An 18,288-nucleotide genomic window follows, 5' to 3' on the forward strand; every position below is an offset into this window, starting at 1 on the left:
AAGATCACTCTGCGTTGTTGCGAATTTGATCCAGGGCTGGGCGCAGGTTTTCCAACTGGTAGCCCGCGTTGGTTGTTGCGGTGAGAATCTCATCCGTGCTCATCCGGTCGCACTGCCCAAGCGCCCAGACGACCGAGCAGCGTGTACCGGACGCGCAATAAGCCAGCACCGGGCCGCTGCAGGTCTCGGCCATGTCGCGCTGACGCGACACGTTTTCAGGTGTCATTGTCTGATGGGTCAGTTCCAGAACTTCATATTCCAGACCCGCTGCACGCACGGCTTCGCCGATTGCATCCGACTGCATGTCAGCCGGAACTTCGGCATTCGGACGGTTGCAGATCACCTTGACGAAACCGGCTTCGGCGATGGCCGGAACATCCTCGACCGTGATCTGGGGTGAGACGGCGTAGCGGGGGGTAATAGGTCGAATCTCCATGCCAATTCCTTAGGCCGCGTTTGCAGCCCTGTCTAGCTGTGGCCCCACGTGAGGGGCGAGGAACATTCCCGTGATCATGGCCAGCAGAAACACCACCCCGCCGCTGCCGCCAAAGCTGAGCGAGGCCAGCGCCGGACCGGGGCACAGCCCCACCATGCCCCATCCCATCCCGAACAAGATCGAGCCCACAATTAACCTCCGGTCAAACTCGGCGCGCGTCGGGGCCGGAAACTCACCGCCTGCCATGGGGTGCCGTCCGGTCGTAAGACGCCATGCAAGGATCATTGGCAGGATTGCACCACCCATCACAAAGGCAAGGGTCGGGTCCCAATCCCCGAAAACGTCCAGCCAGCCTTGCACTTTGGTCGTATCGGTCATGCCAGAGACCAGAAGGCCAATGCCAAACAGGGACCCGGCAAGTGCTGCGATCAATACTCGCATCATGCGATCCCCAGAATATGCCGCAAGCCCAGCACGGTCAGCCCGCCTGCTGCAATGTAGATCAACGTGGCCACGATCCCACGCATTGAAAACCGGGAAATGCCACACACGCCATGCCCCGAGGTGCAGCCATTGGCAATGCGCGTACCGACGCCCACCAACAGCCCCGCCACAATCACCAGCACCAGATTGCCGGTCAAATGCGTTTCGGCCCCCGGTGCGATCCATGGCCGCAGCAGCAAGGGCATCCCGATCACCCCGGCGAGGAAAGCCAAACGCTCGACCGCTTCGTTGCGCGCACTGCCATCGACCAGCCCACCCAAAATGCCGCTGGCACCCATGATGCGGCCATTGCCCAACAGGTATACCGCGCCGCCAAGGCCAATCAGCACACCGCCAATCAAGCCCATCACCCAAGCCGTCATCATGTTCGATTGATCCCTTTGTTAAAGCTTGTTGATCGGCAGCTTCAGCATCACATCGCCCTGTTCATCTGCCGGCGGCATCTGACCTGCGCGCATGTTGACCTGCAAAGACGGCAGGATCAGGCGCGGCATTGCCAATGTCGCGTCGCGCGCATCCCGCATTTCGACAAACTCTTCGATGCTGCGCCCCTGGCCGATGTGGATGTTCAGCGCCTTCTGCTCACCCACCGTGGTTTCCCAGGCATATTCATCGCGCCCGGGGGCTTTGTAATCGTGTCCGACGTAAACGCGAGTATCATCGGGCAAAGACAGGATCTTTTGGATTGAGGCATATAGCGTAGATGAGGAACCGCCCGGAAAATCGCATCGCGCGGTGCCGAAATCGGGCATGAACAGCGTATCCCCGACAAAGGCCGCATCCCCGATCACATAGGTCAAACAGGCAGGCGTATGACCCGGCGTGTGCAGCACGTCGCCGCGCATCTGCCCGATGTGAAAGCTGTCGCCTTCCGCAAACAGGGCGTCGAACTGGCTGCCATCCCGCTGAAACTCGGTCCCTTCGTTGAAAACTTTGCCGAAGGTGTCCTGCACGGTCACGATCTGGTCGCCAATTCCGATCTTTCCGCCAAGCTTATCCTGCAAGTAGGGGGCCGCCGAAAGATGGTCGGCATGCACATGGCTTTCCAGGATCCATTCGGTCCTGAGCCCCTGGGACCGGACGTAGTCGATAATCTCATCCGCCGATTTGGTCGTGGTACGACCGGATGCGTGGTCAAAATCCAGAACACTGTCGATGATGGCACAGGCCGCTCCATCGGGTTCGTTCACCACATAGGACACCGTGAAGGTTTGATCGTCAAAAAACGCTTTCACATTTGGGGTCATGGGGTCCTCCGCTCCTGTCCATACTTCATATATTGACCATGGAATGTGTTGCAATATCCGATTTGGTTTTTGATGTCCGTCAAGGCAGGTTTGATTAATTTGGCTTAAACTTTAACCGTACCGCGCCGGATTGCCGAAATTGACGGACTCTCCGGCGGGTTTCCGCACAGTATCAGAGTAATCTGTTCCGGTCTTAATCCCGTTACCTATATCGGAGATACTGGCATCACTGGGGAGGAGCGATATGGAACCGAAATCCATCTATTCCGAAGTCGAGAAGCTTGAACAAAAGCTGGAAAACGCGTGCCTGGATACGCGTCTGGCTCTGCAACCAAGTGTCAGCAAGATTGTCGATCATATGCGCCGACAGGGCATGCATGTTCCATCCCGCCTGCGTCGGTTGGATTCCGCTTTGTGCGAAGATGCAATGGAAGCGCGGTTCGACAATATGCCGATCTAGCGCCGGGCGGTCATCCGAAGGAGATCCCGAGGATGACCAGCATCAAGCCAATCACGGACAGAAACAGGGACCCCAGGTTCCATGGCAGAACGCCCTGAACCACGGCACGCAATTCATCATCCGACAATCCGGCCTTGCGCGCCTTCATCACGCGCAGAATGCACCAGACCAGTCCGGCAAGCCCGGCCAGTGACAGGGCGGCCCCGCCCCAGGTGATGACTTCAAACATTGCGCCCCAAAAAGTTGCTGCGAATTGAACCTGCGCTTACTGGATCGCACCGGCACAGACAAGCCCGGTGACGGATTGGGTGCTTGCGACCTGCGCGGACCCGATGTATCCGCGAGGTAACTGCATCCAATTCAAGCCTTAGGGAAAGACGTCGATGGAAGATATGACCGAAGATCAGGCCACCGCAAATTACCGCGTAACCGCTGGCGAATTGCGCCAGTTTATCGAGCGGTTCGAGCGTCTGGATGCCGAAAAGAAGGACATCGCCGAACAGCAGAAAGAAGTGATGGCCGAGGCCAAGGCCCGTGGCTATGACACCAAGGTCATGCGCAAAGTGATCGCGCTGCGCAAGCGCGACAAAGACGACATCGCCGAAGAAGAAGCGGTTCTGGAGATGTATAAGGAAGCGCTGGGGATGTAACCCGGCCTAGACGTCCAGAACCCGAATGTTTGGCAGGGTTCGGATTTTCGCCATATCCTGCGCGTAAAGTTCTGAAAACGCGCTGACGATATCTGCGTTCCAGCCCGGCAGATCCAGTTCCTCTTCGATCTGGTCGGGCTGCGCATAGTCTTCAAACAAGGCGATCAACTCATCGCGCGAGGCAAGCCTGGCCCCCGATTGTTCCTGTTGGATCAGCGGCAGAAGCTGGTGTTTGCCTTGCTCGGTCAACAAAGAGGCCAGCAGCGTATGCTCGCCCTTTATCGCAACGTCATTCCCCAAACCGGCCATGGCACGCACGATGTCGCCCCAGATCAGGGGTGTGTCCTCGTTTTCCCACAGCGTGATCTTCACGTTGGGCGCCAGGTCGCTCAGGTCTTCGATCATGCTGACCCAGCTCAGGCAGCTCAGGTCCGTGGTGTCCAGAATTGACCGCGCGCGGTCAGGGTCCATTGCCGTCAGAATCTTCGGAATGAACGATCCCGGGTTCATCAGCCCGGCAAAAACCTCGACCTCTGCCCCTTCCAGAACCTCTTGCGAGTATGCAATGCGCCGTCCGGCAAACGGATACATCTGGCCATGTTGCAAGGCAGTCTTGATCGGGCCAAAGAATTTCTCGCTGGACACGATCAAACGCCCGAAACCCGAGGTATCTGGCAGAAGCGCCCGCAACTGATCCCGGGTGTCGGCGAGAGGCAGGTTTTTCAGGATCGAATCCGACATAATCCTTTCAAAATGCCGACACTTGCGCGGCCCCAGCGGAAAAGCCCCGGTCTGAGTGATGACGCCTTTGTTGGCGACCAGCGAGTCCAGCAATTGCCCTTCATCCGTGAAGGCGACCCCAGCGTGAATGACTACCTGCATATTTTCCTTACGCCCAAAGGTTTTGCCAAGCGTTCCTCGACCCGCATCACATAGAACGAAGCCCGCCGCTTCGATAGGTTGAGTTTCACACAATCGCAGAAATTTCGGCAATCCCCAACCGAATGCTGAAATTCCGACTTGCAGTCCTGTTCCGAAGGCAGTAATCGGCAGCCAGTGCCCCTATAGCTCAGCTGGTAGAGCAACTGATTTGTAATCAGTAGGTCCGCGGTTCGAGTCCGTGTGGGGGCACCACTTTAAAATCAACAACTTACATGACTTTCCCGCTTCACAGGTGTCCCGCATGGTTCGCTCTGGGGGACATATGGGGGACAAGTATCGTTATTTTGATATCCTCTGACAGACTACAGACTCTTGCCACGTTGCGACGAGTCTCACGCGTGCCCGGTGTTTCCCGCTATAAGGCGACGATTCCGATTTCAGGTTTTGTGAGGTTCTGGGGGACAGGAGCGCCTGGATGCCAACTGTTGGTATTTTGAGCTATCCAATCTGATGTCTGGCGCTTCGGTTTTGATGTGGCTGGTTTGGCTGTCAGAAAACGCGTTCAATGTCCTGTCATGTTTCGGGTTGCAACTTTTTCAGTCAGAACAGCATGGCCCATAGGTAAAGTCTTCGAGGGCTAGGGCCAATTCTTCAATCGGTATCCCTAGTATAGAATAAGATAGGAATAATAGCGGGATGGATAGAACGGTGATAGCGAGAGAGATAACTATCCAGGCGCCAGTGTATTTCCAGATTTTTCGGATATTGTTAACATCACAGAAGGCTCTTATCGATGTGAACGCAAAAATCAAAAAATAGACAATAAAAATAAAGAAAAGTAACGCATTAACCAGGTCGTAGTAGTTGAGAGACCGACCGGTATGAGCGATTGCATCCCAATACAAATGGAATAATTGAATGATGCCAAGTTGGGTAAGTAGCACAATGCCGTTTAGAGTCGTGCCTGTTGCCGAAAAAATAATAGAGAACCTCCAAGCCTTTGCCGACTGGACATTTACCCCGGTGATTTTTCCTGAGAGTAGCAATGATATAAACCCGATGATCGATCCGAGGATAACTTGAAACAACGCTGATCCAATTGCTTTTTGCACATGGATGCCACCGATCAAGTAGTTCATATGAAAGTAGATGGCGATGCCGCCAAATAAAATTGCAAACATCGAGTACTGCGCAGAAAAGCCCTTTGACTTTATAGCATCAGAGATCCCGGCTTGTTTCAGGCTTGCGATATAAAGAAAATTTCTGCTGAAGTCGAAAATCTGGGACAGGTACTTAATTACAAAGTTTTCCATATAAAAATGCCCGTTCGTTTCATACGACCTTTTGTTCTAGGTTGCGATTTGCTTCGATGCTTGAGTAGCGTAGCCCCATGAGAGGAAGCCGTCGAGGTATTTGGCCGCTCATAAGCTAACGTGGCCAAGAGACGTTTCAGTCTGTCACGGGATTAGAATGCTGAGCGAAACGGGGCATTGTAAGTGAAAAAGGTCATCAGGCTCAGAGGATAATCCCTTGTCAACCACGCGCTACCACCAACGGCGGCTCTTTCGGAAACGACCTGATATCAAACCACTTGAAGCATGTCCCGTCTGCGTTTCGCTTGTCACCCATGAGCAGGTGTGACCCGGTCGTCCTGTGCCGTATCAGCGCCGCTCGGAACGCCTTTAGGTCAATCAGCCACCAGTTCAGGATTGAATGCCCGTCTGGCCCTGCGTGGCCGTAGAACATCCAATCCCCGTGGCCGTTCACTATCTTGGATAGCTCCGTCTCGGCACCTGTGGGCAGCTTTGCCCTGATGGTGAACTGATGCGGGTACCGGTCGGCATAGCCGTGACGCCTAACCCTGGCTGCTATCCGCATGTCCTTGGCGTCCAGCATAAGTAGGTCAGTGGCTTGGAAGTGGTCCAGCGGATCTGGCGCGGCCTGTAGGATGTGACTGCCGATAATGCTCTTTATCTCAGGCAGGAATTGATCCGACCAATGCCGGTTGACGGTGTAAAAGCTCATATCAAATCTCAAAACGGAAAACGGGCGCAGATAATGCCGCGCCCTTCTTTGGTACTCAAATCTTAGGCTGCTTTGTTTTGCGCTTTCCTTGCTTCTGAGTCAGCAGTTTCGATGCGCTCAATTGCATCTGCGGCGAGTTCGGCGATTGCTTCGAGCAATGCGTCGTAGCCACCCTTGTTCGCGAGGTCGATGTTCATTGCTGAGTCACTTGCCGCGATACCGACACGGCAAAGGTTGAAGATGGCGTAGCAGTTGCCTTCAGCAGACTTCGTGTATCCAGCTTCGTAGAGTGCGAATGTATCATTCATGATGCCAACTCCGGCTCGCTAACTGAATCCAAGGCGACATTGAGATTGTGGGCGCGTTCTTGCGCCATAGCCATGACCTCAACCATTTGTTCCCGCCCGTCATTGCCGCCAATCAAAGACGTTGCAGCGTCCAACAGGCATTCGATGATGAGTGCCTCTTGCTGCAATTCAGCTCGGGTGCAGCCCTTCCTGGGGTAAGACAAAACTTCTCCGTTCGCGCTGGCGCGTTGTTCTTCCATTGCCGTTTCCTCCGGTTGCCGTTTGGTATCGTACGTGGTACTAAAAGTATATGGGCAGCAACTCTTCCACTGCAATACCAAAAGTACCACCGGAGAACAAAAAGTACCATGCACTATGCAGACATCACACCTCAACACACTAAAGCTGCGCGTATGCTGCTGGGTTGGTCGCAGGGGGATTTGGCAGAACAAGCTGGGATCGGTGGCTCAACAATAAAGCGCCTGGAAGCCAAGCCAGAGGCAATGAGAAATGCGGACCTTTCGACAAAGGTCGCGATATATAACGCACTCAGCGCCGAAGGAATCGAGTTCCTGAACGGTGGAGAACCTGGTGCTAGGCTTCGAAAGTCGCCACAGGAACTTATTGGTTTGCATCCGGGAAATTAGGTATGACGGAGTCCAAAATTCAGGAAATCAGCGCGCGCGAGCTCTGTTCGGTTGCGTATCATGAAGCCGGTCACGCGGTTGTCATCGCGTCCGAGTGCGGGATACCCGCCAAATGTGTAGTTTGGGAGAACTTTGGCGCTTCAAGCGATGAGAAAGCGTGGCGTGGCCGCACTATGCATTTCGATTCTGTACCTGAAGAGAAAAAACCATTGATTGCCCTTGCAGGAGTCATCAGCGAAATAGTCTTCGAAGGCGAGTCCGATCCTGGGTCAATCCAAGCGGAACTCACAGAACGCTGGGAAGATCCCTATTTGTACGGAGTTAGCGAGACGGATTTGCTTCTGGCTGGACCAGAATGGTCGTCAAACATCGTCGATGCCATAAACGTATGCCTCAGAAATTGGCAAGCAATCGCTGACACGGCCTTCCAGCTACAGTCGTTGATTGAGCAAGGAAAGCCTGCGTCCATCACCGTACGGCCATAGGCACACAGCCGACCTACTCAGTTCCTTGACGAAGGCGACACGGCCAATGGGGTTGGGGTAGTGTTGCGGAAGTAAAGTGACCAGTAGGTAAAGCTCAATCGTCAGACGTTGAACCAATCTGGTTTTTGGGGGAGAGACAAAAAGAGGCGGTAGCCAAAAGGCAACTACCGCCTCAGTAGAAGCCGTCGGGGGGGACCGACAACCTCTCAGCTGATTCAAGGATTTGGGTGTTCTCGTAGTGAGAATAATCAGCTGTGCTTCCTGCTATCGCCGTTAGCGCCTTGCAATAAGGGGAAAAGAAATAGCGGTTTCACATGCACCTTTCGTGGATTCACCGCCGAATGGGTTCTTTTGGTCATTGGGCAGCAAACTTCGGGACGGGTTGTTCGGGGCTGAGAGGAGAGCACCGAAAGCATGGCCCAAACGGAGATAGGGACCTGCTAGACTCGCTAAAACCGCTAAACGGGAAAGCTCATTTTCGACGGTTGCCCCCTGGTACTTCCGCCAGAAATCGAACCGACCTTCCAAAAGGCGGATAGATTTTGACGAATTGAAATCCCAGTATATGCTGCTGCCCAAATTTGATTACCAACAGCGACTTGACTTAACGGATTGACAGAATGGCCAAAGAGACCTTCGTCGTTTTTGAAGGTGGTGGAGCAAAAGGTATTTCCCATATAGGAATTCTCACTGCACTTGACCACAGAAACCTAAAAATTATTGGCACAGCAGGAACATCCGCTGGTGCAATAGTAGCTGCTCTTGTCGCCGCAGGCTACAAAGCCGGTGATTTGCTGTCAGAAGATGAAACAAAGGCCCAACCTTCAGCAGATAAAGCAAATGGCGTCGCTCTCAAATCACTCTTCGATTTTCTAGGACCAAGCCAAAACAAGGTTCTTGATTTATTGGAGCCGCGACATTGGCGGCGGATAAGAAGGCTGCGCTGGCTGCTCAACGCAGGAAACGAGACCTTAAGGACGCGTATTATCAAGACTGCCACAGTCGTATTTATTTTCTTCATCCTCTGGCCAATTTTTAGCATGCTTGAGTTACGCAGCTTTGTTCCCTGGGTGCCAATAAAGGTAGCAGCTTTTTTAGCAAGTTTGGCTTGGGGCCTGTCCATTTGTTGCCACGTGTTGCTAGCAGCTTTTTTAGTCTATTTCACTTACTTCTTTTCCGGACTCGGTTCATTGAAACTGTTTACGGATGCGCTGGATGAGCTTCTAGCGGCCAAAAAAATAAAGCCTAAGGGCGATAGAGTTACTTTTGGAGATATTAAGCGTCACGGTCGCATTTTGAAAATAGTCGCGGCTGAAATCTCAACCGGCAAGATGCGTTTGTTTTCAAGCGAGAGTTTGAAGTGCCAAGACATACCGGTGTCAGAAGCGGTGGCGGCCTCCTGTGCCGTCCCCTTAGTTTTTCGCCCAATTCAGATTCAGGGGTCGTATTTTAGTGACGGGGGAATGGTGTCAAATTTGCCCGCTTGGTCCCTCGATGAGCATCTTATCTTAGATGAAGAAAGCTGGGTAATAACGAGCGAGTCCATTCCTGCGGAACGGCTTCCTCCATCGAAAAGAAAGACCACGAAATTCGTGAGGAAGGAACCCAAGGGTTTCAAGGCACTCACCGCGATAACCAACACCGCATTGTTTGGAGCGGCTGACTTAAGCACAAGAGGAATCGCGCATCACGTCAGCATTCCTGTTCCTACCGAAATTGGGCTTCTCGACTTCGATATATCTCCTCAAGACGCCTATGACTGGGTCTTGGTATCAGCCGCTTTCGCTGACGAGGTCCTGGAGGCGAGGTTCGAAGAAATCGAATTTTTAAAGGAGATTCACAGAAAAGCTCGCACTGCGATTAGAAACATCGACGGGCTTAGCGAAACCAAACTCAGATCCGCGCTGGTTAAGCCGATAGACACCTCCGGCGACAATGTTGCAGGCTATCATCTTTGGTGTTGCGAAGGCTTCAACGAACATGCTGACAAACATTTGATGCTGGGCAAGGCAGGCACTTTGATAGACGCTTGCTTAAACGGAGAAAAGTACGGCGCTTATGCTGACTTAGGCACTCCAGAAGGGCGGCTTCGTTTCTATTCGCCTGACAAGACCGGCAGGTTAAAGGTCATTACGCCACCTTGTCGGAAATGGGCACTCGCACTACCTCTGTCCGGAGCAAGGCTGCTTCGAGCGTCCGTGGCCATAACTTTCGACGGTGATATTCCTCTAGGTTCGAACTTCGAGAAAGTCCATGGAGAGCTAGTTAGGCTGAGCAAAACTTGGCAGGCTAAAACAGACGTACTATAATGATGAGGAATTTAGCTAGGTGGTCCGAACTATGGCTCTGAAATTCAAAAACAAATTTAAATCTGGAAGATCCAATTTTAGCGACGAAGATAGAAGAATTTTGCGTGAAAAGCTGAAAAAGCTCAAAAGTCGGAAGCAAAGCAACGATGGTGAATCGGAGGAAAACCGCTTCTCCACGATGCAGGATGAGCAGCGCGAACTAATTGATGCGCTTGAAGACGGCTTCCCGGCATTGTCCAAAAGACTGTCAAGCATGCACAACTGAGAGCATAACCGCTCCTTTCATGGGCGGTTTCAGGCGGAAAATAAGAGTTTGAGCGGCAGGACATTTTGAAAAGTGACCATTTTGCGCACCCAAACAGAATACCAAACAGCGCTCCGCGAACTCGTGCATTTATGGGGATCTGAACCCAGTAGCGAAGATGGTCGCAAACTGAGCGCGTACTTGGCCGCAGTGGATCAATATGAACGCGCTATGGGTGTGTCCGGGAAAGCGGTAACTCTAAACGCGATGGGCGGGTCACAGGACGACAAACTGACTGTCTGACTTCGCGCCTTGGCGTCTGAACCGCCCAATTGTGCCTGACGGGCATATTTGAGGCCTGTGCTGGCAGGATTACCAAAGAATTGTTCCGAGGAGTAGTCAATTCATCTGTGCCAATTCCACCTAGGATTGGCACCGCCAAAATTTGACATTGTCTACCGTTCGCTCGACCTCCGTCGGAACCCCGTCACACCACTCAGCCGTATTTCGAATGTATCCGCCATAGCGCAACTTGGCCTTACTTTCATCCAGAGCTTCCTCCGCACTGACCTTGCTATCGAAATAGCTCACTGTGCGCCGCCATGAACGGATCAAGAATACTTCGGTCGCTTCGTATCCTTTCGTCTCCGACAAGACGCCTGTCGCAGCTCTTACTTCGTGAATCGCTGCGGCGTCAGATTGGTCGGCACCCGAAACAAGTATCCAAGGGCCAGGAGCGTCTGATGCCGTGGGAATAGTGGGAGGGTCGGTTACAGGTACCTCCTCTACACCTATCTCATCATCGGATGCGCCTGAACACATTCCTGGAGTCAATTTGTCTTTACCCTGAGCCATGTGACGGAGAAGGCATAACACCTCTCCCGACAAGTAATCCGGCACATCCGGATAACGCTCCAAAATTGCGGCGTATTCTCCTTGTCGGATTTGAGCTTCTTCAACGTGCATCTCATCGAAAAAGAAGCTTCCGCTACCAGTAGCGGCTAACTGAACCGAGCCGACTCCAACTCGCGAAAAATCCGAGCATAGGATAAATCGCTGAAATTTCCCTACAAAGTCGGGCGGCGATACCTCCTGACGTGTTACCTCCATCAGCGCGAAGTATCTGTGGCGAATCTGGTCGGACTCCTCCGATTTCGGGATTTTTGCGCTCACTTGTGGGCGGCAAACGAACTGGTGATGCGCCTTTTGGTGTTCGGCGTAGTCTCCCTGTCCAATCCAAGCTGACCACCAATAACGACCCTGAGTCCAAAGGATTGTTAAGGTCAGAAGAAGAATAAGAAAAACTGCCAAGTAGCCAATTATGTTTTTTAGAAGAAGTTCGGGTTGTTGAAACAGCGACATAGTCAGAATCTTCCAAAGCCTAATACAGTCTACAAAAATCGTTGGGCAAGTATATGAACCGATAGTCAACCTTCAGCTGCTCAATTCCAAGATTTTTTTTGACCGCCTATTCCGCGCCGCCATCTTGCGACAGCCTTCCCTGCAATACTTGGCATCCACCCGTTTCCACTCGGGCATGAGTTCTCCGCAGTATGCGCAGCGCCAGCCTCGGGAATAGTTCTGTGCCAATTTAGCCGACCGCTGACCAATCCTGTGCGCGTTCTGCCAAGGGAAGTGAGTAAACGCCATGCGGACAAGCGGCGGGTTTAGTTCCTCTACCCAGATTGTGCTGCTGTCCCTGCCCGTCATTTATCCTGTTACCTTATCCGGGAACTGCCTTTGATATTGCTGGGCTTTCCGGTTTAACTCCCCTCGGCCCAGCTCCTCTTTTTATGGCGTCCGAAAACTCAGGTCGTGGCCTGTTCAAGCTCACGTGCCAGAGTCATCAGGCGGTGACGTTCTGCCCATAGTGCCTTGGCTCCCTCGGACTGACGTTTCCGACCCTCGGGTGTCTTTGCGCCGGTCGATAGGCCACCGTGCAGGCGACAGCGGGTCTTGCCCTGCACAGGCGCTTCCATGCACACACCGCGACGGGTGTTGGCTCCGCAGATTTTGGTTTCACTCGACATGTTCTAACCCTCCTATCTGGACGTGGGGCGCATCGGCGCTTAGTTTGGGGCCATGAGTTCAACCGATCCCCCATTAGCTCTTGAAGTGGCCGCAGGCATTCTGATTGCGTACTGCATTGTCTTCTGTGCCAAGAGCGCGGTAGCCCATTGGAATCGTGGCGACGGCAACATGGCGGTTGCAATGGGCTTTGCGGTTGCATTCGTCGGCGGGCTTCTCATTCTTGGTGGCCTGGGAATAGCAATTCCGTAGCGAAATCCTCGACAGTAAGACCAGCACTTGCGCCGGGGATAGCGCCAGTGGCGACTGGCCCGATACCTTTTTCGCCCCTCACCTTCTGCCCAATCTTCTTGGATTGCAGCCAGCCTGCGCCCTTGCTTGCACCCTTCGCCGTCGCATGACCCGCCGCAGCCCCAGCAGGGCCACCGACCTTGTAGCCGATAACCGTCAATGCGCCTTGCCACAGCTTCTTGGCCAGTCGTGCGTTCTCGTAACCCGTGCCGCTGTAATTCACGGCCCCACGGGGCGGAACCATGCGATTAAGGGCCGTTGAAAGCCGGATCATCTGCCCCCGCTCTTTCGGAGTGAACAGGACGTTTGCCAGTGGCTTTGTCTGCGGGCTGTTGAAGAAGGACCGTATGTTTTCTGACACTTTCTGCGGACCCCAAGGGATCGGGCCAGTTGCACCGGGTGTCTCTGTTCCTGGCTTCTGCGTCAGTTGACGGAACGCGGCTTGTCTAACCAAGTTCCACTCGTCGGATTCCTTACCCAGAGTGTTTTTCAGTTTCGCCGCCAGCGGCGCATTCATTTTGCCGTTGCCCAGCTTGGAAGCACCGAACATCCAGCGCATGACCTGATCCGGGGATGCGCCAGCGTCAATCATGTCCTGTAGGAACCGCGAACCAGCATCCGTGCCTTTGTATTTGGCCGAATATTGCGCCCATAGTCTGCGGGCTTCTTTCAGATACCCGAACCCGGATTCATCGCCGTCAAACAGCTTGGCCGTGACCACATCGTCAACCCAGTCGTCATACTCGGATTTGATGATAGACAGGGCGCGCCTATCTTCGGGCTTTGCTTTTCGCAGCGAAGCATTCAGGTCCTTTCGGAACGTCTCAATCAGCCGCAGAGAAACACCCCCTTCACCTTCGCCGCGCTTTTGAAGGCGGGACATGTACGCTCGGGCGTTGGAATAGATATCCGAGGTAAGGTCTATCTCTTCGTCCGCCAGACGTCGCTGTACGCGCTGTACGACGCCCTTAGCGACGTTTCCGGGCACAGACACCCCTGCGTCGTCAGCGGCCCTGTACGCGGCCTGTGCGGCGGCTCTCTCGGCTTCGCTCTGGGTCTGTAGGCGGGCTGTGACAGCCTGTGCCGCGTCCAACTGGTCACCGGGCAATCCATCGCTCAGTTCACGGGCTACACCATCCACTGCGCGACGTGCGGCCATGTCCTGCTGATCCCCCAACCGCTGAGCCTTCGAAACAACCGCGTCAGGACCAACACCGCGTCGGGCGCGTTCGAAGTCCGCGAAGTCGTTCACATCGCCTGTGACGTTGTGCTTGAAGGCATCGATCCCAAATTCTTCCATTTCAGCCGCGCGGGCCGCAAGGGTCGGATCTACACCTTCGTCAATGCCTTTGGAGAACTCACGGGCAAACGCATCGCTTATCTGGTCTGCGTCGTATCCGAGTTGTTTGAGCGCATCGCGTCCAGCCGGGGAAATTCCACCATCCTCAGAGTAGTACCGAGGATCACGGAATAGACGCGCGACAGGCTGGCCGATCCGCTGTGCAGCCCAAGTCACAACCTTGGTGACAGGGACGGACACAGCACCACCAGCGGCACCCCCAATGAGGCCGAAACCCGCACTGCGCAGCCTGCCGTTACCCTCACCTTCGCCTGCGCCGTAAACGGTGCCCGTGACGGCCCCAGCTTGTGCGCCGCGCTTTATCGCCTGCCCAGTGGTTGCAGCTTTGGCCGATGCCCCGAGAATGGACGCAGGCACCGCCATGCCGCCCCGGCTTCTGAAACGAAGGACGTAACCGGGTATTCGCTGCGGTTTGCATCTATTTTGGCCCGCTCGTTTTCCATGGCAAATGCTGCCGCGCTAGGACCGCGCACCAGAGACCCAAGCCCAACCGCTTCGTCAGACAAGCCCAGAGTTGCGCCATGTGGGGCCATACGAGCTACTGCACCGCCCTGTGAGCCTGTCTGGCGGTGGTGTTCCGTCAGAAGCGCACGATCCGTCATTTGGCCCGTGTCGGGGTTGAAAATCATGCCTTCCGGCGGTGTGCCGTATGTGCCGTCCGGGTTGCGTTGAGCGCCCTCGACTTCGCCAGTAGGTTCTGGCGTGAGACCGAGAATCCGGCTGGCATAGTCCTTTGCCGGGGCTTTTGCCGACGTGCGTGTTTCACCGAAGATTTCGGCTGCATAGTCCTTACCGGCCATCAGATACCCACCTCTTTGCGAAGTTGCATTGTAACTTGGCGATCCAGAACACCGGGGTCGGTGATGCCGCTCGCCCTAAGCTCTTTCTCAATCTGTTCGCCGCGCTGGTTAATGAGTTTGTCAATGTCATCCAGTGAACTCATCTCCCACGGCTTACCCTGACGCCCTGTGGCCAGCCAGAGATTGTACCGGGCGATTGCGCGCTTCTGCTGCGTAATCGATTGCTCAAGCTTGGCTTGGAACTCTACCGGGCTATCCCCGTCAAAGACGCCCGTTCCGACGCTGGGTAGTTGCTCAAGCAGGCGCTCGGCCTCCTGTGGCGTCACAGCGGCACCGGACAGTTCTTTCAGACTGGTGTTCAGGTTGTTGAAAGCCTCGGTTTTGAACTGCGCGAAGGTTGCCACAAGCTCTTGTTGCTCAGGCGTGGCTCTACCGGCCTTGTCCATCCATTGTCCAAGCTTTGCGCCGAGCCGTGTCTCAAATTCCAGATACTCCGGTTTGAACAAATCGCGCGTGTCGTTCAGTCGCCCGAGCATTGCGCCCGAGTCCAAGATACGGCCCTCAATCTCATTGGTGGCTTTTGTGCCGAACCCTGGCCCCTGCTGAGCGCCGCCAAACGATATCGAAGTACCGTCTGCGGTGGTGACGCTTACCCCGCTGCCTTTCTTGGCCTGTGCGTAGTTGATACGGCTCAAAGGGGTGCGGCCTGCGGCCCGTTCTTCCTGAGCGTACCGGCCATATTCGTCGGCTGGTTGCGGTGGGTTCAGGTATGCTTCCATGGCATCCGTTCCGTCCAAGAACTCGGCTACCACCAAGGAAAATTCATCCAGGCTTTCAATCGGCTGGCGTCCTGCCTCCATCAGCTTCCGGTTCACACCGTCCAAGTCGCCGCGCTCCGCTAGGACAATCGCTTGGGAAACACCCCGCCGGATCATCTCCACTTCCCGCTGAATCTCCGCTGCATCCATATCAGCGATGTGAGCCTCTACACGCATCTGCTGTTCCAAGAGGTCTTGTTCTGACCGTTGTGCGCGGTACTTCTGAATTTGATGCTGACCCTGCACAGCAACCGCCGCCGCAGGATCAATTCGGGCGTAAGCCTGTAGTGCGGCCTTGTCACCGTCCAGTATCCCGGCCCCATGTTCTTGATGGAACGCATTCAGTACGTTCTGCTGGCTCAACTGGTTCTGTCTGGCGCGAAGCTCTTGCCCGCCCGCGAGTGCGTTCACTAAGTCGGGCTGTCGTGCCCCTAAGATGATATTTGCGTTCATTCTAGTCACTGCATTGCCTCCGGCATTTTGTGGGTGGCCAGCCGATCCATTTCACGTGCAGCGGCTTCAACACCGTCATGCTCAAGAACCAGTTCCAGCCATTTCGCTTTGAGTTCGGGTGCAAGCAGTCCTTTCCGTCCGCCTGCAAACCACTTTCTGAGCGCAGCCATTTGCCGGGCGTGTCTTGCTTGTTCTGCGTTGAACTCAGCAATCACCCGAATGACACTGTTCTCCGGTATCGGATCGTAAGAAACGTCGGCCTCGGGAGCGTCTGCCCCTGCCTCTCGCCCTTCAATCATCTCGCGGATTTCAATGCCCATGTGCCTGCCTGCGGTTGTTACTTTTGCTCCATTTTACGGTACTATAATACCCCACAGAAAGCAAGATTGAGGCGAGAGCATCCGAGTGTTTGGTGGGCAGATTTGCCACCATGCAACAGTGCGGTTTTCCTTTGTTTTCATTGCTGGCTTTCCATGAATACGGAAAGAATAGGGGCCCTTTGTTTGCGGTATCATATTGGGGGCGTCTTGTGCTAAGAGGGCCCGGCAGCAAGCTCGGCTAGTCCCGTAGTGCCGCGAGATGGCAGGGAGGGCCAAGTGCAACACAGACCAGCAACGCCAGGCACTGCGACCGCTTTTTCCTGTTTGCTGAAAGGCAAGGACGCCGACCGTGATGTCGCGATGTGGGCTGCGTGCGCCTTAATGGCAATTCATGACAACCGTATTAAAGAGCTGCCAGAATACGCGGATAGCTGGGCTAGCAGACTCAAGCCGATGGCCTCAACTTAGGACGCTAATCGATAGTCGAAAGCGGAGAGACGTCAGTTGTCTGGTTGCGGCTTTTCAGCTCGAAATACGAGGTGACCAGCAAAAACAAGCTTCAGAGTGTTCTCGTATTTTGTGGTTCGAGGGCCTTTCCCTGTTTCTTTGTACAAGGCGGTATTGATAAGCGGATTTGCAAAATACTCATCACCCATCTCAAGGCGGTTCTCGGCCCAATGGTGAAGTAAGAGCGTTAATGCATCAATGCCTGAGTATAGTTCCTTAAGCTGGATTCCATGGTCCTCCAAAACAGTCTTCCATCCCAAGGCTGTCAAGTTGAAGAGGCTATGCCAGTGGTACGGTTCACCACCGGAGAGGCTTCCAAAGAATGTACCACCCGGTTTGAGAACACGGTTGATATCGTCCAGAAGGACCTCAGGGTGCCTTACATGCTCAAACACCTGCTTTGAGTAACAAAAGTCGAAGGTTTCATCGTCGCACGGAATATTCGTGCCATCGTAGATTTGAACACCGCTCGGTAAGTTTCCCAAGTCCGCAATGTTGTAGGTTTCGGCTATTTCCACACCGCTCCACTGTACGTCACTGTTTATTTCTTGAAATAGTTCGAATGACTGGGCGGAACCACAGCCCACGTCTAGTACAGCCGGTGAGCCAGTGCGAGGGAAGATATTGTTTGCCATAATCGCGGGGTTCATCCGCTCATATCTTCTGTCTGGGATGCAGTCTCCAAGTAATTCAGACAGCGATTTGTATGCTTTATTCGAAAAATCTCGAAAGCGTTCCAGCTCAACACCGTTCACGTTAACCTTTGCCCTTAGTTTTGGGGCTGGTTTAGGTTCGGGAGAGGGGGCAAAATAATTTCTTAAATTATTGAAAATACGTATTTTCATCTGCGATTAGTTCCAACATCTTTCGTTGTTCGCAACGTTACGCCCAAGGGTTCTGCTGGACAAGAAGGAAACACTTTGAAAGCAATGACTCTGGTAGTGCATGCTGGATTATTCACTTTGAACTTCAACCAGACAGTTTGGCTTTATTGGAATTGCCTTGCACCAGGTTGCGCCGCCTGACCTTTTTTCTTCGCCAATACACGGTCAACCCGCTGGATCATATCCGCGCTTACTTTAATGAAATTGCCACAATTCAAACATTCCGGCTGGATAGCGAGCGAGTGCGGCGCGTCGTGAATGGGGGTTTACGATTTTCAATGAGGGGGTACGAGTTCGGCGCGTCGCTCCTCGTTTCCCATAGCTGCCCACTTGCATATTGCATGTCACACCTTGAGTTCTGTGTTACTCATTTCGTACGACCATTTGGAGTTAAGTGAGTGGCTAACAGATGAAAGTCGGTGACAAGGTATTTGCCATTTTCCCGGACGATACTCAGAGCAATGTCGGCACGATTGTCGAAGGCCCGATATTTCAAGACGGGGCAGCAGTGTTCAAAGTTCGCTACTCCGGCTTTGACAACTGGTTGCCCGCTGCATGGCTAAAGCCTTACCTGCGGGCTGCGAACAACGACTAGTGTTTCGAAGGAAGAAAATTTGAAGTGTGCTGGATTATTCGACTTTGTCGCACTGA

General features: G+C 53.8%; 24 protein-coding genes and 1 tRNA gene. 8 read left to right on the top strand and 17 right to left on the bottom strand.

The window, feature by feature from the left end; genetic code table 11:
• Window positions 1–4 precede the first annotated feature (4 nt).
• The 4 genes from ACR0MO_RS13895 to ACR0MO_RS13910 are packed head-to-tail and all read right to left on the bottom strand — an operon-like array spanning window position 5 to window position 2,187.
• Window positions 5–436, bottom strand: a complete 432-nt coding sequence (locus ACR0MO_RS13895; protein WP_170454074.1) for a TIGR01244 family sulfur transferase — start codon at window positions 434–436, stop codon at window positions 5–7.
• A gap of 9 nt (window positions 437–445) precedes the next feature.
• Window positions 446–877 carry a DUF6691 family protein gene (locus ACR0MO_RS13900; RefSeq protein WP_480626867.1) on the bottom strand — a complete coding sequence of 144 codons (432 nt, stop codon included), beginning with the start codon at window positions 875–877 and terminating at the stop codon, window positions 446–448.
• The gene (locus ACR0MO_RS13905; protein WP_170623649.1) at window positions 877–1,305 is read right to left on the bottom strand and encodes a YeeE/YedE thiosulfate transporter family protein; all 429 of its coding nucleotides are present in this window, start codon (window positions 1,303–1,305) and stop codon (window positions 877–879) included. Before ACR0MO_RS13905 ends, ACR0MO_RS13900 begins: the two co-directional genes overlap by 1 nt.
• 18 nt (window positions 1,306–1,323) lie before the next feature.
• On the bottom strand, window positions 1,324–2,187 hold the full coding sequence (locus tag ACR0MO_RS13910) for an MBL fold metallo-hydrolase (RefSeq protein ID WP_170454070.1): 864 nt from the start codon (window positions 2,185–2,187) through the stop codon (window positions 1,324–1,326).
• Between the two features lie 244 nt (window positions 2,188–2,431).
• On the opposite strand from ACR0MO_RS13910, the gene ACR0MO_RS13915 reads away from it, so the two are divergent.
• The gene (locus ACR0MO_RS13915) at window positions 2,432–2,647 is read left to right on the top strand and encodes a hypothetical protein (RefSeq protein ID WP_170454068.1); all 216 of its coding nucleotides are present in this window, start codon (window positions 2,432–2,434) and stop codon (window positions 2,645–2,647) included.
• Between the two features lie 10 nt (window positions 2,648–2,657).
• On the opposite strand, the gene ACR0MO_RS13920 is transcribed toward ACR0MO_RS13915, so the two are convergent.
• Entirely contained in the window at window positions 2,658–2,876 is a 219-nt protein-coding gene (locus tag ACR0MO_RS13920; RefSeq protein ID WP_170454066.1) for a hypothetical protein, read from the bottom strand.
• A gap of 154 nt (window positions 2,877–3,030) precedes the next feature.
• Here ACR0MO_RS13920 and ACR0MO_RS13925 point away from each other — a divergent pair, with 154 nt between their 5' ends.
• Complete coding sequence (locus ACR0MO_RS13925) at window positions 3,031–3,297, top strand: DUF2312 domain-containing protein (RefSeq protein ID WP_170454064.1); 267 nt, start codon at window positions 3,031–3,033, stop codon at window positions 3,295–3,297.
• A gap of 6 nt (window positions 3,298–3,303) precedes the next feature.
• On the opposite strand, the gene ACR0MO_RS13930 is transcribed toward ACR0MO_RS13925, so the two are convergent.
• Window positions 3,304–4,179 carry a hypothetical protein gene (locus ACR0MO_RS13930; RefSeq protein WP_170454062.1) on the bottom strand — a complete coding sequence of 292 codons (876 nt, stop codon included), beginning with the start codon at window positions 4,177–4,179 and terminating at the stop codon, window positions 3,304–3,306.
• A gap of 176 nt (window positions 4,180–4,355) precedes the next feature.
• Here ACR0MO_RS13930 and ACR0MO_RS13935 point away from each other — a divergent pair.
• Window positions 4,356–4,431: transfer RNA gene (locus ACR0MO_RS13935), tRNA-Thr, on the top strand.
• Window positions 4,432–4,775: 344 nt separating this feature from the next.
• On the opposite strand, the gene ACR0MO_RS13940 is transcribed toward ACR0MO_RS13935, so the two are convergent.
• The 4 genes from ACR0MO_RS13940 to ACR0MO_RS13955 all read right to left on the bottom strand — a co-directional run bounded on the left by ACR0MO_RS13940 (window position 4,776) and on the right by ACR0MO_RS13955 (window position 6,751).
• Window positions 4,776–5,492 carry a hypothetical protein gene (locus ACR0MO_RS13940; protein ID WP_480891792.1) on the bottom strand — a complete coding sequence of 239 codons (717 nt, stop codon included), beginning with the start codon at window positions 5,490–5,492 and terminating at the stop codon, window positions 4,776–4,778.
• A gap of 220 nt (window positions 5,493–5,712) precedes the next feature.
• A complete protein-coding gene (locus ACR0MO_RS13945) occupies window positions 5,713–6,204 on the bottom strand; it encodes a hypothetical protein (RefSeq protein WP_480891795.1) in 492 nt (163 codons plus the stop codon).
• Between the two features lie 62 nt (window positions 6,205–6,266).
• The gene (locus ACR0MO_RS13950; protein ID WP_170453292.1) at window positions 6,267–6,512 is read right to left on the bottom strand and encodes a hypothetical protein; all 246 of its coding nucleotides are present in this window, start codon (window positions 6,510–6,512) and stop codon (window positions 6,267–6,269) included.
• Window positions 6,509–6,751 (bottom strand): hypothetical protein, encoded by a 243-nt coding sequence (locus tag ACR0MO_RS13955; protein WP_480891798.1) that lies wholly within the window; start codon window positions 6,749–6,751, stop codon window positions 6,509–6,511. The genes ACR0MO_RS13950 and ACR0MO_RS13955 overlap by 4 nt, the downstream gene beginning before the upstream one ends.
• 108 nt (window positions 6,752–6,859) lie before the next feature.
• Here ACR0MO_RS13955 and ACR0MO_RS13960 point away from each other — a divergent pair, with 108 nt between their 5' ends.
• The 4 genes from ACR0MO_RS13960 (at window position 6,860) to ACR0MO_RS13975 (ending at window position 10,197) form a co-directional block, all read left to right on the top strand.
• Complete coding sequence (locus ACR0MO_RS13960) at window positions 6,860–7,138, top strand: helix-turn-helix domain-containing protein (protein WP_480891801.1); 279 nt, start codon at window positions 6,860–6,862, stop codon at window positions 7,136–7,138.
• Between the two features lie 2 nt (window positions 7,139–7,140).
• Window positions 7,141–7,623 carry a hypothetical protein gene (locus tag ACR0MO_RS13965; RefSeq protein ID WP_480891804.1) on the top strand — a complete coding sequence of 161 codons (483 nt, stop codon included), beginning with the start codon at window positions 7,141–7,143 and terminating at the stop codon, window positions 7,621–7,623.
• Window positions 7,624–8,243: 620 nt separating this feature from the next.
• Window positions 8,244–9,932, top strand: a complete 1,689-nt coding sequence (locus ACR0MO_RS13970) for a patatin-like phospholipase family protein (RefSeq protein ID WP_170453294.1) — start codon at window positions 8,244–8,246, stop codon at window positions 9,930–9,932.
• Between the two features lie 31 nt (window positions 9,933–9,963).
• A complete protein-coding gene (locus ACR0MO_RS13975) occupies window positions 9,964–10,197 on the top strand; it encodes a hypothetical protein (RefSeq protein WP_170453295.1) in 234 nt (77 codons plus the stop codon).
• 402 nt (window positions 10,198–10,599) lie between these two features.
• Here ACR0MO_RS13975 and ACR0MO_RS13980 read toward each other — a convergent pair whose 3' ends face one another.
• From ACR0MO_RS13980 to ACR0MO_RS14010, 7 genes are all read right to left on the bottom strand, one after another.
• On the bottom strand, window positions 10,600–11,538 hold the full coding sequence (locus ACR0MO_RS13980; protein ID WP_480891809.1) for a hypothetical protein: 939 nt from the start codon (window positions 11,536–11,538) through the stop codon (window positions 10,600–10,602).
• 446 nt (window positions 11,539–11,984) lie between these two features.
• Entirely contained in the window at window positions 11,985–12,206 is a 222-nt protein-coding gene (locus ACR0MO_RS13985) for an HGGxSTG domain-containing protein (RefSeq protein WP_480891812.1), read from the bottom strand.
• A 215-nt stretch (window positions 12,207–12,421) separates the two neighbouring features.
• Window positions 12,422–14,218, bottom strand: a complete 1,797-nt coding sequence (locus ACR0MO_RS13990) for a hypothetical protein (RefSeq protein ID WP_480891815.1) — start codon at window positions 14,216–14,218, stop codon at window positions 12,422–12,424.
• Window positions 14,155–14,655 (bottom strand): hypothetical protein, encoded by a 501-nt coding sequence (locus ACR0MO_RS13995; RefSeq protein WP_480891818.1) that lies wholly within the window; start codon window positions 14,653–14,655, stop codon window positions 14,155–14,157. Before ACR0MO_RS13995 ends, ACR0MO_RS13990 begins: the two co-directional genes overlap by 64 nt.
• On the bottom strand, window positions 14,655–15,926 hold the full coding sequence (locus ACR0MO_RS14000; RefSeq protein WP_480891821.1) for a hypothetical protein: 1,272 nt from the start codon (window positions 15,924–15,926) through the stop codon (window positions 14,655–14,657). The genes ACR0MO_RS13995 and ACR0MO_RS14000 overlap by 1 nt, the downstream gene beginning before the upstream one ends.
• A 5-nt stretch (window positions 15,927–15,931) precedes the next feature.
• Entirely contained in the window at window positions 15,932–16,246 is a 315-nt protein-coding gene (locus ACR0MO_RS14005) for a hypothetical protein (RefSeq protein WP_480891823.1), read from the bottom strand.
• A gap of 500 nt (window positions 16,247–16,746) precedes the next feature.
• Complete coding sequence (locus ACR0MO_RS14010) at window positions 16,747–17,598, bottom strand: class I SAM-dependent methyltransferase (RefSeq protein ID WP_480891826.1); 852 nt, start codon at window positions 17,596–17,598, stop codon at window positions 16,747–16,749.
• 448 nt (window positions 17,599–18,046) lie between these two features.
• On the opposite strand from ACR0MO_RS14010, the gene ACR0MO_RS14015 reads away from it, so the two are divergent.
• Window positions 18,047–18,232, top strand: a complete 186-nt coding sequence (locus ACR0MO_RS14015; protein ID WP_480891828.1) for a hypothetical protein — start codon at window positions 18,047–18,049, stop codon at window positions 18,230–18,232.
• Window positions 18,233–18,288: the final 56 nt, after the last annotated feature.

It is taken from the genome of Ruegeria sp. K5, assembly GCF_056531805.1.